14 protein-coding genes are annotated in these 20,729 nt (G+C 28.9%); 11 read left to right on the top strand and 3 right to left on the bottom strand.

The features are described from left to right. Positions 1 to 183: 183 nt before the first annotated feature. The 6 genes from H8S20_RS11530 to H8S20_RS11555 all read left to right on the top strand — a co-directional run bounded on the left by H8S20_RS11530 (position 184) and on the right by H8S20_RS11555 (position 10,944). On the top strand, positions 184 to 1,011 hold the full coding sequence (locus H8S20_RS11530) for an HAD family hydrolase (protein ID WP_186860204.1): 828 nt from the start codon (positions 184 to 186) through the stop codon (positions 1,009 to 1,011). 100 nt (positions 1,012 to 1,111) lie between these two features. Continuing rightward, on the top strand, positions 1,112 to 2,494 hold the full coding sequence (locus H8S20_RS11535; protein ID WP_032119623.1) for an MATE family efflux transporter: 1,383 nt from the start codon (positions 1,112 to 1,114) through the stop codon (positions 2,492 to 2,494). 94 nt (positions 2,495 to 2,588) lie between these two features. Beyond that, entirely contained in the window at positions 2,589 to 5,804 is a 3,216-nt protein-coding gene (locus H8S20_RS11540) for a DEAD/DEAH box helicase (protein ID WP_186860205.1), read from the top strand. Positions 5,805 to 5,887: 83 nt separating this feature from the next. After that, positions 5,888 to 7,222 (top strand): CoA-disulfide reductase, encoded by a 1,335-nt coding sequence (locus H8S20_RS11545; protein WP_186860206.1) that lies wholly within the window; start codon positions 5,888 to 5,890, stop codon positions 7,220 to 7,222. 352 nt (positions 7,223 to 7,574) lie between these two features. Next, positions 7,575 to 9,083: a DUF1846 domain-containing protein gene (locus H8S20_RS11550; RefSeq protein WP_186860207.1), complete on the top strand. Its 1,509-nt coding sequence runs from the start codon at positions 7,575 to 7,577 to the stop codon at positions 9,081 to 9,083. Positions 9,084 to 9,285: 202 nt separating this feature from the next. After that, complete coding sequence (locus tag H8S20_RS11555) at positions 9,286 to 10,944, top strand: ribonuclease J (RefSeq protein WP_186860208.1); 1,659 nt, start codon at positions 9,286 to 9,288, stop codon at positions 10,942 to 10,944. Between the two features lie 27 nt (positions 10,945 to 10,971). Here the strand turns inward: H8S20_RS11555 and H8S20_RS11560 are convergent, their stop codons facing one another. Continuing rightward, complete coding sequence (locus H8S20_RS11560) at positions 10,972 to 11,652, bottom strand: L,D-transpeptidase family protein (protein ID WP_186860209.1); 681 nt, start codon at positions 11,650 to 11,652, stop codon at positions 10,972 to 10,974. 19 nt (positions 11,653 to 11,671) lie between these two features. Then, positions 11,672 to 13,645, bottom strand: a complete 1,974-nt coding sequence (locus H8S20_RS11565) for a sensor histidine kinase (RefSeq protein ID WP_186860210.1) — start codon at positions 13,643 to 13,645, stop codon at positions 11,672 to 11,674. A 169-nt stretch (positions 13,646 to 13,814) separates the two neighbouring features. Between H8S20_RS11565 and H8S20_RS11570 the strand changes: the two genes are divergently transcribed. The 5 genes from H8S20_RS11570 to H8S20_RS11590 all read left to right on the top strand — a co-directional run bounded on the left by H8S20_RS11570 (position 13,815) and on the right by H8S20_RS11590 (position 19,633). Beyond that, positions 13,815 to 15,500: a Mur ligase family protein gene (locus H8S20_RS11570; protein ID WP_186860211.1), complete on the top strand. Its 1,686-nt coding sequence runs from the start codon at positions 13,815 to 13,817 to the stop codon at positions 15,498 to 15,500. 203 nt (positions 15,501 to 15,703) lie between these two features. Then, positions 15,704 to 16,366 carry an NAD(P)/FAD-dependent oxidoreductase gene (locus tag H8S20_RS11575; RefSeq protein WP_186860212.1) on the top strand — a complete coding sequence of 221 codons (663 nt, stop codon included), beginning with the start codon at positions 15,704 to 15,706 and terminating at the stop codon, positions 16,364 to 16,366. A gap of 193 nt (positions 16,367 to 16,559) precedes the next feature. Continuing rightward, positions 16,560 to 17,039, top strand: coding sequence for an RNA polymerase sigma factor (locus H8S20_RS11580; RefSeq protein ID WP_186860213.1), 480 nt, complete (start codon positions 16,560 to 16,562; stop codon positions 17,037 to 17,039). 5 nt (positions 17,040 to 17,044) lie between these two features. Continuing rightward, on the top strand, positions 17,045 to 17,827 hold the full coding sequence (locus H8S20_RS11585; RefSeq protein WP_186860214.1) for a zf-HC2 domain-containing protein: 783 nt from the start codon (positions 17,045 to 17,047) through the stop codon (positions 17,825 to 17,827). Between the two features lie 366 nt (positions 17,828 to 18,193). Further along, positions 18,194 to 19,633, top strand: coding sequence for a DEAD/DEAH box helicase (locus H8S20_RS11590; RefSeq protein ID WP_186860215.1), 1,440 nt, complete (start codon positions 18,194 to 18,196; stop codon positions 19,631 to 19,633). Between the two features lie 422 nt (positions 19,634 to 20,055). On the opposite strand, the gene H8S20_RS11595 is transcribed toward H8S20_RS11590, so the two are convergent. Continuing rightward, positions 20,056 to 20,727 (bottom strand): helix-turn-helix transcriptional regulator, encoded by a 672-nt coding sequence (locus tag H8S20_RS11595; protein WP_186860216.1) that lies wholly within the window; start codon positions 20,725 to 20,727, stop codon positions 20,056 to 20,058. Positions 20,728 to 20,729 lie beyond the last annotated feature (2 nt).

Here is a 20,729-nt window from a genome sequence, read left to right on the forward strand (position 1 = left end):
ATACTATTCCTCCAATATTAATTTTAAAATTACTTATAGTTGTACAAGCTATAAAAATACAAATTAGAATCAATTTATGGGCATAATAAAAAATATATTTATACAATAAATAATATCTTTTAGATAAATATAAATTGATTGACTATAAATAAAAAACAAGTGAAGAAAAGAAGAGGATAGATTATGGAATTATTTGTTACAGATTTAGATGGAACATTATTAAATAGTAAAAAAGAAGTATCTAAATATTCATGTGATACTTTAAACAGATTAATAGATCAAGGAGTTAACTTCACAGTAGCTACAGCTAGAACACCAGCTACAGTTGTAGAGTTATTAGAAGGTATAAACTTAAAACTTCCTGTAGCTCTAATGAATGGAGTGCTAATATATGATGTTAAAGAAGAAAGATATATAGATATAAAAGAAATAAGTAAAGATTCAGTAATGAAGTGTTTAGATATATTTGAAGGATTAGATAAAAATGTATTAGTATACGGAATTAAGGATAATCATTTATGGGTGTATTATAAAGAATTTAAATATGCTTGGGAATATAATTTTTATAAAGAAAGAGCAGATAAAAAACTTAAAACTTTCTTAGAAGTAACTGACTATAAGGAAGCTATAAAGGATTCTAAAGTAATTAATTTTATAGTTTTTGATAAATTTGAAAACATTAAAAAGATAAATGAAGAGTTGGCTAAGATTGAAGGATTAACTGTTAATTATTATGAAGATATCTATGAAGAGGATTGTTATTTCTTGGAAGCGTATAGCAATGAAGCTTCTAAAGCTAATGGAATTAAGTTCCTAGAAAGATATATTGAACATGATAATTTAGTTTGTTTTGGAGATAACTTAAATGACATACCTATGTTTGAGCTTGCAAATGAAGCTTATGCTACAGCTAATGCAGTAGGTGAACTTAAGACTATGGCAACAGCGGTTATTGGAAGTTGTGATGAAGATGGAGTTGCTAGATTTTTAGAGGAACGTTTTAATAAATAAAATTTATTTATTAACATATTGTAAAGATTATCAAATACCTTTAAATTTTGTTATTATTAGTATATGATATACTAATGAATAAAATTAAGAGGTGAAATATATGAGTAAAAAGAATGTAGACCTTGGAACAGGAAAAGTTGGGAAACTTTTAGTTAGCTTAGCTTTACCGTCTATAATAGCTCAGTTAGTTAACGTTCTTTATAACATTGTTGACAGAGTTTTTATTGGTAGAATTCCAAATGGGGAAATTGCGATGGCAGGTGTAGGAGTAGCATTTCCAATAATTATGCTTGTATCTGCTTTTAGTGCATTAATTGGTTTTGGTGGTGCACCGCTAGTTGCAATGAAAATGGGAGAAAAAGATAATGATGGTGCAGAAAAAATTATGAGTAATAGTTTTTCTACGCTTATCATAATAAGTATTATTTTAACAGTAGGATTGTTAATCTTTAGAGAACCAATATTATTGGCATTTGGTGCAAGTGAAGCAACGCTTGGATATGCACTAGATTATTTAACTATATATTTAATAGGAACAATATTTGTTCAAATTGCATTAGGAATGAATCCTTTTATAAATACTCAAGGATTTGCTAAAATTGGGATGATAACAGTAGCTATTGGAGCGATAATCAATATAGTATTAGATCCGATATTTATATTCGGATTAAATATGGGAGTAAAAGGAGCTGCATTAGCTACAGTTGTTGGTCAAATGGTTTCAGCAATTTGGGTTTTACAGTTCTTATTTGGTAAGAAGAGTATATTGAAGATAAGAAAAAAATATATAATTCCTAGTTTAAAAGTTATAATTCCAGTTATGGCGTTAGGTATATCTCCATTTATTATGCAAGCTACTGAAAGTATAGTTTTAATATCATTAAACAATCAATTATTAAAATATGGTGGGGATTTAGCTGTTGGCGCTATGACTATAATGAGTAGTGTAATGCAAATTATATTATTACCTTTAACTGGATTGACTCAGGGAGCTCAACCTATAATAAGTTATAATTTTGGTGCAAATCAATTAGATAGAGTTAAAAAGACATTTAAGTTATTACTTATATGTTGTTTAACTTACACAGTATCAATGTGGGCAGCTATAATGATAACTCCAGAAACTTTCGTAAGAATATTCAATAATAAGCCTGAACTTATGGAAATTACATCTTGGAGTATGAGAATATACTTTGCTGGAATATTAGTGTTTGGAGCGCAAATAGCATGTCAACAAACGTTTTTGGCACTTGGTCAAGCTAAAATATCTACGGTGCTTGCATTATTAAGAAAAATAGTTTTATTAGTACCATTAATATTTATACTTCCATTATTCTTACAAGATGGATTGCAAGCAGTTTTATTAGCAGAACCTATAGCAGATATAGTGGCAACAGCAGTAACTGTTAGTACATTTATAATTTTCTATAAGAAAAAATTGGGTGGAAGTTCACAAAAAATGAATAATGAAAGCATAGCTTAACGTTTAAAGCCTTATGGAATAATTAATTTATTCTATAAGGCTTTTATTTGTTTTGTGATATAATATACCCATTATATGTAACGTAGGTGAATTTATGATAAAACAGGTTTTATTAAAGGCATTTGAAAAAAGTACTTATGGTAAAAATGAGAGAGATGGAAGACGAGTATTAAATAATGATTTAATTGCAGATACAAAATATGAAGCTGATGAGAGTGAAATTTTTATTAATAGCTTAGTTATATCTGAAAGTCTTTATAGTCAGTATAATTGCAGACTAGATATGGATAAAAAGAGCAAGGAAATTATTTTAACCAAGTGTAGCTGTAGTGATTACGAGAAAAATGGTAAAAAGAGAATTACATATTGTTGCAAGCATTTAGTTGCAACATTTTATAGATTTTTAGATGATATAGAACAAGATACTTTAGTACAACAGGAATTGGGAATTGGAGAGACATCAAAAGAACTTATTAAGTCAACTACAGATTCAGTACTGGATTTATTACTTGGAAATAAAAAGGTAAAGAGAGAAATAAAATTTGAAGTAGTGATAAATAGGGTAAATTGGTACGGGAAAATAGCAGCAGAATTTAGAATAGGCTTAAAGGGAATGAGTTCTAATAAATTATATACATTAAAAGACATAGGAAGTTTTTTGATATCTTTATATAATAAAGTTCCGTTAGCTTATGGAAAAGATTTTACTTTTGATATAAATGAACAAAAATTATCTAACAGTGATAAAAGAATTATTAAACTTATAAATCTCATAAGAGATATTGATAGAAAGTTTATTTCAGGAAAACAAGTTATAATACCAGATTATTTAGTTAGAGAATTCTTTAATGTAATAAAGAATAATAGAGTTTACTTAGGTAGTGGATTTTATTCAAGACTGATAGAAGTAGATGTATTAGAAGAAAAAATTGATTTACCTATGTCCTTAGAAGATGGTGGCAAGGTAATAAAGTTAGAGGCCGAAAATGGTATTCCTGAAAGCTTAACATCAACTAATGATGTATACTTATATAACTCTAATATTTACTTGCCACCAGAAGAGCAAATAGATATTTTAATTCCTTATGTAGAATCTTTTAGTCATGGTAAAACTATATTTTTTGATAAAGAGGAAGAGAAAAGAATTTTAAGAGACTTAATTCCATCGATGCAAGGTATAAGTAAAAACATAAGATTGTCTAAAAGTCTTAGGGAAAAAATAATTATATCTCCTGTTAGTTTTAAGTTTTATTTTGATAAAGAGGATGAAACATATTTAATACTTAAGGTATGTTATGGACAATATGAGTTTAATATTGAACATAGCTTTGAGGAGAAGATTATATATAGGGATAAGGTTAAGGAAGATGAAGTAGTAAGAAAACTAAAAGAGTTAGGGTTTGAAAAAATAGATGATAAATTTGTGTTCTTCAAAAGTGAAGATGATTTATTTAGATTTTTTAGCCGTGATATATCAGAGCTTCAAGATATAGGAGAAGTATATTATTCAGAGAACTTTACTGGGATAAAATCAATAGGTTCAGGAACATTTAAGGGCGAAATAAGAAAAGGGAAGTTTGATTATTTTGAACTTAAGTTTACTCTAGGAAATATTCAAGATAGAGAAATAGTTAATATATTAAGAGCTTTTAGAGATAATAAAAAGTATTATAGGTTAGAAAATGGAGAGTTTTTAGATCTAAATGATTTAGAGTTAAATAAAATATTAGCACTTTTAGATTCCATGGAGCTTATTGAAAATGAAAATAAGGCTATTTTTAATAAAAGTAAAGCAGGAGTAATAGAAGATTATATAAATGATTCAGGAATAAAGGGGGTAAGAGGACGTAAAATCATAAAAGAGATAAAAAATTATTTATCATCTTATAGAGATAAGGAATATGTTGTACCTAATACTATAAATGCTAATTTAAGAGAATACCAAGTTGAAGGTTATAAGTGGCTCAAGACTTTGGATTACTTAGGGTTCGGTGGTATTTTAGGAGATGAGATGGGTTTGGGTAAAACACTACAAACTATAACTTTTATAACGTCAAACAAAGGTAAGAAAAGTTTAATAGTAGCGCCGACATCTTTAATCTACAATTGGAGAGATGAGTTTGTAAAGTTTTCACCAGATATAAAAGTTGCAATAGTTAATGGAGCTGTTAAGGATAGAGAGGAATTAATAAATAATAATGAAGATTACGATGTATTAATAACAACATATAACCTTTTAAGAAGGGATATTAGCTTTTATGAGGATAAGGAATTTGATTACTGCATTTTAGATGAAGCCCAAAATATAAAGAATTCATCATCACAAAATGCTGTAGCTACAAAGAGTATAAATGCAAAGAGGAAATTTGCTTTAACAGGGACTCCAATAGAGAATTCTCTTATGGAACTTTGGTCAATATTTGATTTTATAATGCCAGGATATTTATATGATGAAAAGAGATTTCTAACTAGATATCACAGAAGACTTGAAGAAGATAAGGTTATTATTGACGAAGTAAATAAGCTTATAAGACCATTTATTTTAAGAAGGTTTAAAAGTGATGTTATAAAAGAGCTTCCAGAAAAAATTGAGAAAAAGCTTATAGTTCCACTTGAGGATGAGCAAAAGAAGGTGTATGGAACCTATGCAAATTATGTTCAAGAGCTTATAGATAAAAAAGTTAAAAATGATGAGTTTACAAAGAGTAAGATAGAAATACTTTCTTACATAACAAAGTTAAGACAAATATGTTTGGATCCATCAGTTATAATGGAAAACTATACTGGAGGAAGTAGTAAGTTAACAGCATTAACAGAAACAGTAATAGAGTGTATAGAGCAAGGACATAAAATATTAGTATTTTCTCAATTTACCACAATATTAAAAAATGTGAAAAATATATTTTATAATAATGGTGTTTCTTATAAGTATTTAGATGGGTCTACACCTTCAAAGGAAAGAGCAAAGCTTGTTGATGATTTTAATAATGACAATACGGAAGTCTTCTTAATTTCACTTAAAGCAGGTGGAACAGGGCTTAATTTAACTAGTGCAGATGTAGTTATTCATTTAGACCCATGGTGGAATCCAGCAGTAGAAGATCAAGCTACTGATAGAGCGCATAGAATTGGGCAAAATAATATAGTAGAAGTAATAAAAATAGTAGCTCAAGATACTATTGAAGAAAAAATAATAAGCCTTCAAGAAGAGAAAAAAGCTCTTATAGATAAAATAGTTGGGAAAGAGACAGAGCTTGATAATACAATAATGAAAATAAGTGATGAAGAAATTATTTCATTATTTTATTAACTTGGTATATAATAAATAAAAATACTGAACATAAAAACGATAAGTTAGTATGTTTATAATATAAAAAACAAAGGATGGTGTTTATGAAAGTAGTAGTTATAGGTGGAATAGCAGCAGGAATGAGTGCAGCTGCAAAGTTTAAAAGACTTTGTCCAAATGACGAAGTTATAGTTTATGAAAAGGGAGAGATAGTTTCTTTTGGAGCTTGTGGACTTCCTTACTATGTTGGAGGGTTCTTTGAAGATTCAGATCAAATGATAGCAAGAACGCCAGAAAAATTTAGAGAATCAGGAGTAGATATATTTACTAAACATGAAGTATTAGGTATAGATTTTAATTCTAAGACTCTAAAAGTTAAAAATTTAAGAGATGATGAAGAGTTTACTGATTCATATGATAAGCTAATGATTGCCACAGGAGCAAGAGCTATAATTCCTCCAATAAAAAATGTTAATTTAGAAAATGTATTAACATTAAAATCTATGGAGGATGGTAATAAAATAAAAGCATTACTTTCTAATCCTGAATTAAAGAAGGTAACTATTATAGGGGCTGGATTTATTGGACTTGAAGCTGTAGAAGCTGCAAAGCAAAAAGGTAAAGAAGTAACTGTTGTTCAACTTCAGGATAGAGTTTTAGCAGAAGTTTTCGATAAGGAAATTACTGATCTTTTAGAAGAAGAAATAAGAAGTCATGAAGTAAATCTTTTATTAAACGAAACTGTTTTAGAGTTAGGTGGAGACACTAAGGTTAACAAGGTTATAACTAATAAAGGTGAATTTGAAACAGATTTAGTTATACTTGCAACAGGAGTAAGACCTAATACTGAATTTATAACTGATGATAGAATAGAAAAATTAAGAAATGGTGCTATAGTTGTAGATAAGTTTGGAAGAACATCAATAGAAGATGTTTATTCAGCTGGAGATTGTGCAACAATAAACAGTTATGTAACAGAAAAAGAAGCTTACGTTCCGTTAGCTACAGGGGCAAATAAGCTTGGAAGAATAGTCGGTGAAAATTTAGCAGGTCAAAATAATTCATTCCAAGGTTCTTTAGCTTCAAGCTGTATTAAAGTTATGAACATGGAAGCGGCAAGAACTGGACTTTCTGAAAAAGAAGTAAAAGAGTTAGGCTTTGCTTATAAAACTAAGTTTATAAGTGATATGAATCAAACTAGCTACTATCCAGGAAGACAAAAAATATATGTTAAGCTTATATATGATGCACATAGCAAAGTAATATTAGGTGGTCAAGTTGCTGGATATAAAGATGCAGTTCAAAGATGTAATGTTTTAGCTGCTTGTATTTTTGGTAAGCTAACTACAGAGCAATTAGGAATGCTAGACCTTTGTTATGCACCACCATTTGCAAGAACATGGGATGTTCTAAATGTAGCTGGAAATGTGTCTAAGTAATTATTAAAAGATTATATATAAAGATAAAAAAAGCTACCAATTTTATGGTAGCTTTTTTGCTTAAATAAATTTACGTTACTACTTGGAGGAAGAACTTTAATATTTACTATTTACGAAATATAAATTAAACATAATGGCGAATTTGGTTTTTTGGTTTACAAGTTTGAAAATTTATGCAATAATATTATAGATTTTGTGCCTAATTAATAGACTAAACTTAGGTTTCTATTAATAGTTACATAAGTGAGATTTAAAGGTGAATATGATTTACTTAATCGAGCTTAAGTATAAGTAATTTTATTTATGAAAATTACTTATACTAAAAAAAAACTATAAAATTAGGAGTGTACATATGAAAATAGGATTTGATCACGAAAAGTACTTAGAAGAACAGTCTAAATATATTTTAGAAAGAGTTAATAACTATGATAAATTATACTTAGAGTTTGGAGGAAAGTTATTATTTGACCTTCATGCGAAAAGAGTATTACCAGGATTTGATGAAAATGCAAAGATTAAGTTATTACATAAACTAAGAGAGAACGTTGAAGTAGTTATTTGTGTTTATGCTGGAGATATCGAAAGAAACAAAATCAGGGGAGATTTTGGAATTACTTATGATATGGATGTAATGAGGCTTATCGATGATTTAAGATCTTATGACTTAGAAGTGAATTCAGTAGTAATAACAAGATATAATGACCAACCATCAGCTACTGTATTTATAAATAAACTTGAAAGAAGAGGAATAAAGGTTTATAAGCACAGAGCTACTAAGGGGTATCCAACAGATGTTGATACTATAGTTAGTGACGAAGGCTATGGAAAGAACCCTTATATAGAAACCAGTAAACCAATAGTTGTTGTTACAGCACCAGGACCAGGAAGTGGTAAACTTGCTACTTGTTTAAGTCAACTTTACCATGAATATAGAAGAGGTAATTCAGCTGGATACTCTAAATTTGAAACATTCCCAGTATGGAATGTGCCATTAAAGCATCCGCTAAACATAGCTTATGAAGCTGCAACAGTAGATCTTAAGGATGTAAATATGATAGATTACTTCCATTTAGAAGCTTATGGAGAAACAGCTGTAAATTATAATAGAGATCTTGAAAGCTTCCCAGTGCTTAAAAGAATAATTGAAAAGATAACAGGAGAAGAGTCAGTTTATAAATCACCAACTGATATGGGCGTTAATAGAGTTGGTTTTGGTATAGTTGATGATGAAGTTGTTAGAGAAGCATCAAAGCAAGAAATTATAAGAAGATATTTCAAAACTGGATGCGAATATAAAAAAGGATATGTTGATAAAGAAACATTCGATGCTGCTAAGCTTATAATGGAGCAAGTTAACTTAAAAGAAGAAGATAGAAGTGTAGTAATGCCAGCAAGAAGACGTGCTGAAGAGTTAAAGGAAAAGTCATGTAAAAATGAAATATGTCCAGTTATTGCATTAGAACTTGAGGATGGAACTATACTAACTGGAAGAAATACAGAAGTTTTAGATGATGCAGCAGCTGTTTTATTAAATGCTATAAAGTATTTAGCAAATATATCAGATGATATGCACTTAATATCGCCAGTAATATTAGAGCCGATTATAAAGCTGAAGTCACAAACATTAGCAAATAAAAATGTATCATTAAATTGTGAAGAAGTACTTATTGCATTAAGTATTTGTGCAGCAACTAATCCTACAGCGCAAGTAGCTATGGAAAAACTTCCAATGCTTAAGAATTGCCAAGCACATTCAACAACAATTTTACCAACTAGTGATGAGCAAACATTTAGAAAGTTAGGAATAGATATAACTTGTGATGCTGTTTATCCATCAGAGAGTTTATACTATAGTAACTAAAAATTTATTTAAAATTAAATTTGTTATATAAATATCACTTTGATATTATATTTATTATTAAAGAGTACTATGAATTTTTTCATGGTACTCTTTTTATTATTAATTAATCAAGATGAAGGTAAAGGTTAATAGAACAATTGAGAATTAAATAAGTTATTATGTACAAAATATAAATAATGAATCTTTATAAGGAGGTAGTTTGATGAAAGATAAATTAAAAGTAATACCACTGGGTGGTATGGGCGAAATAGGTAAGAATATAACTGCCATAGAATATAATGATGATATTATTGTTATAGATTGTGGGTTAGCCTTTCCAGATGAAGAAATGTATGGAGTAGATTTAATTATTCCTGATATATCATATCTTATAAATAATAAGGATAAGGTTAGAGGGTTAGTTTTAACTCATGGGCATGAGGATCATATTGGAGCAATACCATATATTTTAAAACAACTTCAGATGCCTATTTATGGAACTAAATTAACTATAGGATTAGTAAAGACTAAGCTTGAAGAACATAAGTTGTTGAATGAGACAAAAGTAGAAAGTGTAGAGATTGGTGATATATTAGAGCTTGGTTCCTTTAAGGTAGAGTTTATAAGAGCCACACATAGTATAGCAGATTCTTGTAGTTTAGCTATTTATACACCTTTAGGAACAATATTACATACAGGTGACTTTAAAATAGATTACACTCCTATTGATGGCAAGCTTATGGATTTGCAACGTATATCAACTATAGGAAGAGAAGGAGTTTTGCTCCTTATGGCAGATAGTACTAATGTAGAACGAACAGGACATTCATCATCAGAAAGTACAATAGGACATACGTTAAAAAGAATTTTTTCTACAGCAAAAGGTCGTGTTATAGTAGCTACTTTTGCATCTAATATTCATAGAATGCAACAAGTAGTAGATGCATCTATGATTTATGGAAGAAAAGTGGTCTTTAATGGAAGAAGTATGGAGAATGTATCAAAGGTAGCTAGAGAACTAGGATATCTTCATGTACCAGATACAGAAATAATAGATGTAGATGAAATAAGCAGTTATCCTAATGATAAAGTAACTATTTTAACTACAGGAAGCCAGGGAGAACCAATGGCATCTTTAGCAAGAATAGCATTTTCTAATCATAGAAAGATATCTATAGAACCAAATGATACGTTTATAATATCTGCATCTCCAATTCCAGGAAATGATAAGCTTATTTCAAAGGTTATAAATCAATTATTTAAAAGAGGTGCAAATGTTGTATATGAAGATTTGGAAGATGTACACGTATCAGGTCATGCGTATCAAGAGGAATTAAAGCTTATTCATTCTTTAGTTAAACCAAAGTATTTTGTACCAGTACATGGAGAGTTTAGGCATTTAAAACATCATGCTGATTTGGCTGAAAAGTTAGGAACTCCGAAAGAAAATATATTTACTTTAGATACAGGAGAGGTTCTTGAAATATATTCCAACGAATGTAAGAAAGAAGGAAAGGTAAAGGCTGGATCAATATTTGTAGATGGATTAGGTGTTGGAGATGTTGGAAATATAGTGCTTAGGGATAGAAGGCACTTAGCACAAGATGGAATGCTTACAATAGTAGTTGCTATAGAAAGGGAAAGTTTAAGCATTCTTTCAGGACCAGATATAATAACAAGAGGATTTGTTTATGTTAAGGAATCAGAAGCGTTAATAAAAGAGGTAAAGGATATTGCTTCAGAAGAGTTGGATAAGTGCTTAAAAAAGGGAATAATTGAATGGTATTTATTAAAATCAGCTGTTAAAAAAGCTGTTGAGAATTATATATACGAAAAAACTAAGAGAAGACCAACTATAATACCAATAATAATGGAAACATAAAAGGAGCTAATTTAGCTCCTTAAATTTTTATTCAAATCTTTCACATCCTATGCTTTTTAGAAAATCATCATCGATATAACTATCGATCGGTTCAAGATTATGGTCTGCTTTATATTTTTGTACAGCTAATTCTAAAGAATAGCCGTAGATGCCATCAGCAGGATGATCGAAATAGCCTAATGCATTTAAAATTCGTTGCACATGATAAACATCAGCACCTTTACAATTAGGAGTTATATCTCTATCATAAGGGGAAAATCTCCAATTAGGTCCACCAGAAATAATAACGGAAGTATCATAATCAACCAAATTGAAAAGTTCTTTTATATTATGATTATAAAGACGAATACATCCATTAGAAGCCATATTTCCTATGCTACTAGGGTTGCTTGTTCCGTGAATTCCAAAGGTATCCCAAGGTGCATTTAAGCCTAGCCAATAGCCTCCAAAAGGCCCCTTCATTAATGCTTTGCTTTTAACCTGCCATATTCCTATTGGTGAAGGAGTAGATTTTTTTCCTATAGCTATAGGATAAACCTTAACCTCCTCTTGTGTTTTTTTATCTACTAATGTTAACGTTCTAGCGTATAAATCTATCAAAATAATATATTTATTACTATCAGTAGATAGCGTTGAGGCTATAGATAGTTGTGGAGTGTTTAAAATTAAGACAACTAGTAAAACTATTGTAATAAGTTTATTTTTCATATTATCACCTACAAATTAGTTAATCTTTTTCTAGGATATCTGATAATTCAATCATAACTAAACGAGATAAAGCATCGTCTGAAGAAGTAAATTCGGTATTATCTTTAATAGACAATATTATAGGTAAGGTTATTGTAAATGTAGTACCTTCGCCACAAGTACTTTCTACTGATATAGTCCCATGATGAAGTTGAATCAGCCCTTTTACTATGTATAATCCTAAACCACTTCCTTCTGAACTTCTATGTAAGGAAGAGTCGGCTTGGTAAAATCTATTAAAGATATTTTTTAGTTTCTCCTCAGGTATGCCTATACCAGTATCTTGTACTTTTATAATTACCTCATTATTATTTACATTTATACTTACATATATTCTGCCACCAGAAGGAGTAAATTTGATACTGTTAGATAAGAGGTTTAATATGCTACGTTCTATTTTAGTGGTATCTATATAGGTGTTTATCTCTTCTTTTTCTGTATCGAAGATAATTTCTATATTAAATCCCTTGGCTAAATCAACTGTTGACATAACAGTATCTTCTATTACTTGAACTATATTTTTATAGGAAAAGTTAATAGTTAAAAAACCAGATTCTAACCTAGTAACATCAATAATGTTGTTAACAAGTTTTAATAATCTATTACCGCTTTTTGTTATGTAATCTAACTTTTTTATAAGATAATCTTTGTCTATTGAAGGATCTCCTACCTTAATTGAAAGTAAATGAGAAGTTGCTAAAATAATATTTATAGGAGTTCTGAATTCATGAGACATAGTAGTAATGAAAATTGACTTTAGTTTCTCTGTTTCTAATGCTTTTTTATAAACAGCATCTTTTATTGCTATTGACCTCTTTTGCCTCGAAGAAAATATTATTATATAGATCACGAATATTACAAAAGATATTATAAATATCCATAATAATATTTTAAAGAATGGAGGCAATAAAAAATCAAAAGGTCCTTTATTTAAAATAATACTTTCTTTTGGTAACAAAAGTGGATTTACATGATAATAATTAAGTGAGTCATAATTAAAAATAGTTAAATCTAAGCTGTTATATACTAAAGGGATTTCGTTAATGGGAATACCAGATGCTAGTTTTAGAATTAATTCTCCTGCAATAGAACCATGGTAATCTCCAGTATCGACTATTCCTCCTATTGCTCCAGCTAATATATAAGGTTGAACCTTAGTATAAATAGGAGTATTAGTATTGTTTCTAATTATTTTAATAGTATCTGATAAGTCTAAGTATGAATTGTTAATCCTATCTTTATACTCTCCAACTATTACCAAAGCAGAAGAATCAGGATCACTTTTAGCAATTTCGGAAATAATATCTTCTATGTATTCTTTTTCCAAAAAAGAAATATTTAAGGGCTCACTAGCTAAGGATTTCATATTAGCTATGTTGTTTTTTAAAACGTTACAAAAAGTTGAGTTATCTAATAAAACGATCACATCTTTCAAATTTTTCTCAAGGGTAATTAGTAAGTTTAAAAATCTAAGATTATCCTCTGTTTCAATAACACCAGATATATAATTTTTCTCTTCCGAAGAAAGACTAATTTGACTATTTGATCCTATGAATACCGTAGGCTTTTTATACAATGTAGAGTTTTCAATGAATAAATTTTCTCTTAGGAAAGATAAGGCTTCATCATCTACTGTTAAAATAACATCTATCTGAGTATTTTTATATTTCATATTTAAAAGTTCCATAAAACTATTTTTGTATTCGTCTGTAAATAAAGTTTTACTATCTAAAAATTCATAGATTAAGCTTATATTTGGAGCTATAGATAATTTCTTTTTTAAGCCTGAGGAAATAAGACGCTCCCATTCATTTTCAGCATTATAGGAGTTTAATATTAAAATGTTGAAGTTTTTTTCTTCTATTAATGAACACCAAGTAGTTTTACATTGTAAAAAAATAAAAGCTAATAAGCTTATTAATATTAGTTTAAATAATTGTTTAAAAAATGACATAATAATACCTCCAATATTACTAATATTTAGTATTTGTATAAGCAATAAAATAAATTCTTATGGGATAAAGAAAAAAATAATAATAAATCTAATATATTTGGTATAAATATTATTTCTATTTGGAAAATTATATGAGGAAACAATATGTGTAAAGAATAGAGTGATTATTATGGAGAATATAATGGTAAGAGTCTTAGAAGGTAGAAATTTATTTGGTAAAGATAATGGCGTTTATTTGAGAGCAAATAAAGATGTAGATAAAAGTGAAATTTTTAAGATTATTAAAAGTTATAAAAGTATTGAAGAAGATTTGAATTTACATAGTTATATTGAGATATTTGAAAAAAATGAAGCTGTTGAAGTTTTCATAAGAAACAAGAATGTCAATCTATGCAATCTTATTATTAGCTCTATAATAAACAATTTAGATAAATATGATATATTAGAAAAGGCGAAAAATAGTATGGGTAATGATTGGAGTAAGAAAATAAAAGAGTTAGCAGATGATAAAAATATTTCATTTGTAAAGATAAATGAAGATGAAGTTAATTTAGGATATGGAGAAAATTCATTTGTAATAACTAAGAAAGATTATATTAATAAATATAATGAAGATAACTTAAGGGTATTTGATGAAATTAAAGAAAAAATATTAAATATACCAATAATATCTGTTACTGGGACTAATGGCAAAACAACAACTGTGAGATTAATTCATAAAATACTACTTTCTTTAGGATATAAAAGTGGATTGGCTTCAACAGGTGGAATATATATAGGAGATAAATCTATTAAGCATGGTGATACTACAGGATTCTATAGTGCTAGGGAAGTGCTTAAAAATAAAAATGTAAATGTTGCGGTTCTTGAGACGGCAAGAGGTGGCATTTTGAAAAAGGGATTAGGATATAAGAATGCTAAAGTTGCTATAATAACTTCTGTAAGTGAAGATCATATAGGTATGGAAAATATAAAGTCAGTAGATGACTTAATAAAGATAAAATCTTTAATTGCGGAAGAAGTAGATCAAGATGGAATAGTGGTTATTAAATCTATACCAGCTTTAGTAGAGAGGTTTAAAAAAAAGAGCAATGTAATTTTGTTTAATGATTTTGAAGATAGCTTAATAAAGGAACATATAGAAAGGGGAAACACTGCATATTATGTAAAAGATGATTATATAGTTAAGAATAGTGGTGGAATTGAGGAAAGAATAATTTCAGTAAAAGAAGTACCCTTTGCTTTTTATGGGATATCGAAGAGTAATACAAGAAATATTATGGTAGCAATGATAGCTGTTGAGCATATAGACAAAGATATTAGTAATATTATTAATGTGGTAAAAAGATTAGAGTGCAATATAGATACTAATTTAGGAAGACAGAATATTATAGATTTTAACGGTTTTAAAATGATAATTGATTATGGTCATAATAGCGAAGCGTTCAAGGAAGTATTTTCTATTGCAAATAGTATAGGAAATAAAAAAATAGTAGGATTAATAACAGCAGCTGGAGATAGGGAAGATATTTATATAAAAGAGTTAGGAAGTATAGCCGCAAGATTTTGTGACGAAATAATAATAAAAGAGCAACCGGATTTAAGAGGAAGAAGTAAGGGAGAAACTGCTACACTGTTAAAAGAGGGTGTATTGTATACTGGTTATGATGAAAAAAATATTAAAATAATATTAGAAGAGGAAGAGGCAGTTTTATATGCATTGAAAAATGCTAATAGTGGAGATGTAATAGTATCGTTTAGTCAGTTTTTATATCTAACATTTCCGGTTATAAATAAATTTAGATCAGAGATAGGATTAGAAAAGATAGGAGAAAATATAGAATTAGTACATTGACAGCTTATATGTTATATGATTTTCAATATTGCTATTGTATAATGCTGAAATATATATAACAAGGGGGGAGGATTTTGCTATATTAAAAGAAATAGCTGAAAAAGTTTTTAAATGAATATATTAAAGTATTAATTCCTTTTAAGATACAAAAACTATTTTTGTGTTTTACAAGGAATTATATTTTTATGGAGGTTATATTATTTATGAAGGATTTATTAGATAAGGGTGCTGTAATTCAAAGGGATAAAGAAACTTATGCAATAGCACCTCATTTAACTGGAGGACTAGTTACACCAGAACAATTAAGAAAAATTGCTGATGTTGCAGAAAAGTATAATGCAGCAACATTAAAGGTAACAGGGGCTCAAAGAATAGCTATAGTAGGAATAAAGGAAGAGGATATAGATAAGGCTTGGAGCGACTTGGGAATGAAGCCGGGAGCAGCTATAGGCTTATGTGTAAGAAGTGTAAAAATATGTCCTGGAACTACTTTTTGTAAAAAGGGAATGCAGGATTCAGTGGCTGTTGGATCAAAACTTGATGGAGCTTATCATGGAAGAAATTTACCAAATAAACTTAAAATTGGAGTCAGTGGATGTGTTAATAGCTGTTCTGATAGCCATACTAGAGATGTTGGACTTATTGGAACGGCTAAAGGTTGGATGGTATATGTAGGTGGAAAAGGTGGAGTTAAGCCAAGACTTGGAGACAGAGTGTTAATGAATGTATCTAATGATGAGATATTTGAAGTTGTAGAGAAAATAATAAATGTATATGGAGATAATGCTTTAGGAAAAGAAAGATTAGGCGATTATATTGATAGAGTTGGGTTAGATGAATTTAAGTCTAAGTTAGGTATAAGCTAACAATAATTAGATAAGAAAGTGAAAATATCACTGGGAGTTTAAACGTTCCTAGTGATATTTTTTGTTTTGGTTAAGGTTATATTATAATAACAGTAAGTAAAATTATATTTAAAGGTAAAAGAAATTAAAAAAGTTTATATAAAGTTTGTAACGAAAGTAAAAAATTACGGACATATGTAATGGAGGTGAGTAAATGAAACAGATGGAGGAACTGTACCTTAACTATGCAAAGACAGTTCATAAATATTTAATATGTTTGACTAATGATTTAAATATAGCAGAAGACTTAACGCAAGAAACATTTTATCAAGCCTCGAAAACTATTAAAAATTTTAAAGGTGAATGTAAAGTATCAGTGTGGTTATGTCAAATTGCAAAGTATTCTTGGTACAAGCATTTGGAAAAAAGCAAAAAGTATAATTGTGATTCTTACGAAAATGTATCATTTGAAATTGCAGGATATCAAAACCTGGAGTCAGATTTACTTAAAAATGAGGATAAGATGGAATTGTTTAAAAAGATTCATTTGCTTGATTCACAAAGTAAGGAAATTATTTTTCTAAGGATAAGTGGTGAGTTAAGTTTTAGAGAGATTGGGGACATATTTAATAAAAGTGAAAACTGGGCCAGAGTTTCATTTTATCGTGCAAAACAAAAATTGTTGGAGGTATAGAGTTAATGAGAGAGGATTTAAACTGTGAAATTGTAAAAGATTTATTGCCAAATTATATTGAAGGATTGACTAGTGAATATACTAATGAAGTAATGGAGGAGCATTTTGAAAAATGTGAAAGTTGTAAAAAAACATATCAGTTATTAAGTGTGAAAGGTGCGGAAAATGAAAATTTACAAAAGAAAAATATTGATGAAGTAAAAGAATTAAAGTATTATATGAAAAAGGTTAGATTAAGAAATTTATTTTTAGGAGTAATTATTGCATGCTTGGTTTTAGGTGGAAGTTATTTATTATACGATAATTTAGTGAATATATGTAACTATAATGAGCCAAGTGAAAATACAGAAGTTACAGAGCTTTATCAATTAAATGATAATTATGTTTATTTTAATCTTAGAAGTAAAAGTGAATATCTAATTAGTGCTATGACATTCGGACCTGGAAAAATAGATAAGGGCTATGTTGGTACGGAAATACATTTTTTAAGGCCTGTAATTGGGAAAAAACTATCTAAAGTATCAGAAGAAGAAAAAGAATTGAATTTAGAAGCAAGCTTTGTAATAGATATAGAAAATAAAAAGCTAATTGATGTAGGTAGCTTCATAAGGACAAATGATAATATAACTGCAGAGAAAATAATTAATTATGCTAAAAATAAAACAACTGAAAAAAACAATATTGATATAGTTAATTCTGATAGTAAAGTTTACTATATTGGAAGAAATGATGATGATAAACTTTTAATATGGGAAGAAGGAATGGAATTGCCTAAATACCCTAATTAAAAATTATATTAAATAACGAATGTAATTGAAGGTATACCAAGTGATATGAGTAATAATAAATTGAATTAAATGCAACTTTTAAATTAGGATTAGATGTTAAGAGACTTTATTTCAGATACATGAAATAGAGTCTTTTCTTTCGGAAAGAATGACAAACATATTTACACAACAGAAAATAGGAGATAATATAAGTTAAGAGTGAAGAGTTAAAAGTTAATGATGAAACTGCTATGCAATTTCTAAATTTATAAGTGTTTAAAGTCATATTAGCTGATTTTGTTCCTAAACTCTTAACTCTATAATTTTAATTTTTAACTAAATAGAGTGCTTAGCACTTTATTTCAATAGAGGAAATGAGGGAAACAATTGAAAAAATTTAATGATTATAGAATAAGTGATGAAATATTAAAGGCTTTAGATGCTTTAGGGTACAAGGAGCCATCTGATGTACAACAAAGAGTTATACCAGAATTACTGCAAGGTAAAGATGTTATAGTTAAATCACAAACAGGAAGTGGAAAAACTGCAGCCTTTGGAATACCTTTATGTGAAAATATAAATTGGGATGAACAAAAGCCTCAAGCTCTAGTTTTAACTCCTACGAGAGAACTTGCAATTCAGGTTAAAGAAGAAATAATGAGCATTGGTAGATTTAAGAGAGTAAGACCTGTTGCTGTGTTTGGAAAGCAACCTTTTTCGGATCAGGCAAGGGAGTTAAAGCAAAGAACTCATATTGTAGTAGGAACTCCAGGTAGAGTTATGGATCACATAGATAGGGGATCTTTAGATACATCAAATATAAAATATTTAATAATAGATGAAGCAGATGAAATGCTTAATATGGGATTTATCGATCAAGTTAGAGATATACTTAGGGGGTTAAATAAAAGTAGGCAAAGCATACTTTTATCAGCAACTATATCAGAAGAGATTTTAAAATTATGTAATGAATATATGAATAATCCTATAAGTATAGAAATTAAAGCTCAAAAGTTAATAACAGATAATATTAGCCATGAACTTTATAAAGTAAATGAACAATATAAAATGGAAGAATTAAATAAGCTTTTAATAACTGAATCGCCTAAAACAGCAGTTGTATTTTGTAAGACAAAAGAAAATGTAGATAAAGTTTTTGAAGCTTTAGTAAGAAAGAAATATTCTATTGGTAAGATTCATGGTGGAATGCTACAAAAAGAAAGAATGGACCAAATGGAGAGATTTAAGAAAGGTAACTTTAGAATTCTTATTGCCACAGATGTTGCTGCTAGAGGGATAGATGTTGAGGGAATAACTCATGTTATTAACTATGACTTGCCAGTAGAAAAAGAAGCTTATGTACATCGTATAGGTAGAACAGGAAGAGCTGGAGCTAAAGGCAAGGCTTTAAGTTTAGTGAATCAATATGAGGATAGATTATTAAATACGATTCAAGAATATATAGGATTTGAAGTTCCTCTAAAAGATTTACCAAGTTTAGAACAGGTAAAAGCCAAAGAAGTAGAAGCAATAAAGATATTAAAGTCAAATCCAACAGTCAAAAAGCAGAAAACTAAAGCTGTAAGTAAAGATATTACTAAGATATACCTTAATGGTGGTAAAAAGAAAAAAATAAGACCAGGAGATATAGTTGGGGCTATATCAAGAATTGAAGGTATAACAGCAGAGGATATAGGAATAATAGATGTTCAAGATACAGTATCTTATGTAGATATCTTAAATGGGAAAGGTAATAAAGTTCTAGAAGGACTTAAAAACTCTACCATAAAAGGGAAAAAGCTAAAGGTTGAAAGAGCAAGAAAATAGTTTATATTTATGAGTGATAGAAAGAAAGTGCGAAATAATATGACATAGAAAATGATAAAATTGACAGCTACAGAAACTGACCCATTCGCTAAGAGCTTTTAGCCACTATCTTATGCAAAAATGCTAAAATTTAAAAACTCGCTATGCTCAAACATTTAAATTTCTTAACGCATTTTCACAACGATAGTGACTAAAGTTCTAAAGCTCATTCTATGTTTCTTACGCTATTAATTTTATCATTTTCTTCTATGTAATAATTATTTATTTAGTAAGAGTTAAAAGTTTGACTTCGTCAAAGTCCGAGAGCAATTGCTTAGAATTAAAAAGGCTTGTGGATATTTACGGAGTAAATATCTTGAACTGCCGTAGGCGCTATTGGACTCGACGAAGTCGACTTTTGGACTGCGCACTTAGTGCGCAATTTATTTATAGTGTGTATTCCTAAATTCTGAAGGGGAAACTCCTTCAAAGGATTTAAAGGTTTTGCTAAAATGACTTTGATCGTAAAATCCTAGGATTAAGGCTATATCAAGAATGCTTTTGGTTGTAGTCATAAGTAATACTTTTGATCTATCAATTCTTATTTTTTTTGAGTACTTCATTAAAGAAATACCCATATGTTTTTTAAAGCATGATACAGCGTATTGGGGCGTTATATCAAGATTATGTGCAATATCTTCTAAGGAAACATGACTTTCTATATTCATATGAAGATACTGTAAGATTTTATTTACTATAAAGTTATCTTTAACTTCAATATCACTTATTAATAATTCTAAATATGTATTAGCCATATCTAGTTCAATAGTTTGAAGAACTGGTAGCTCAGTAGCTTTAGTTATTTTTTCATAATATTTATTATAAACAGGGTGAAGATAGGTTTTTGCTACTCCACTTCTTATTATTTCTCTAGCAAATACCGCATTCCAAATAAGTAAATCATCTCTTTTTAAGTCACAAGGAACAACATCCCTAAGTTCACCGATATGTTTTTGTCGTATGTTATAAAGTATAGCCGGTCTGTTTCTAGTATCTATAAAAGAATCAAATTCGTTACTAAATATACTTATATCTGATATAAAACTCTCGTACATAA

Source organism: Clostridium hominis (assembly GCF_014287825.1).
In the GTDB taxonomy this organism is placed as follows: domain Bacteria; phylum Bacillota; class Clostridia; order Clostridiales; family Clostridiaceae; genus Clostridium; species Clostridium hominis.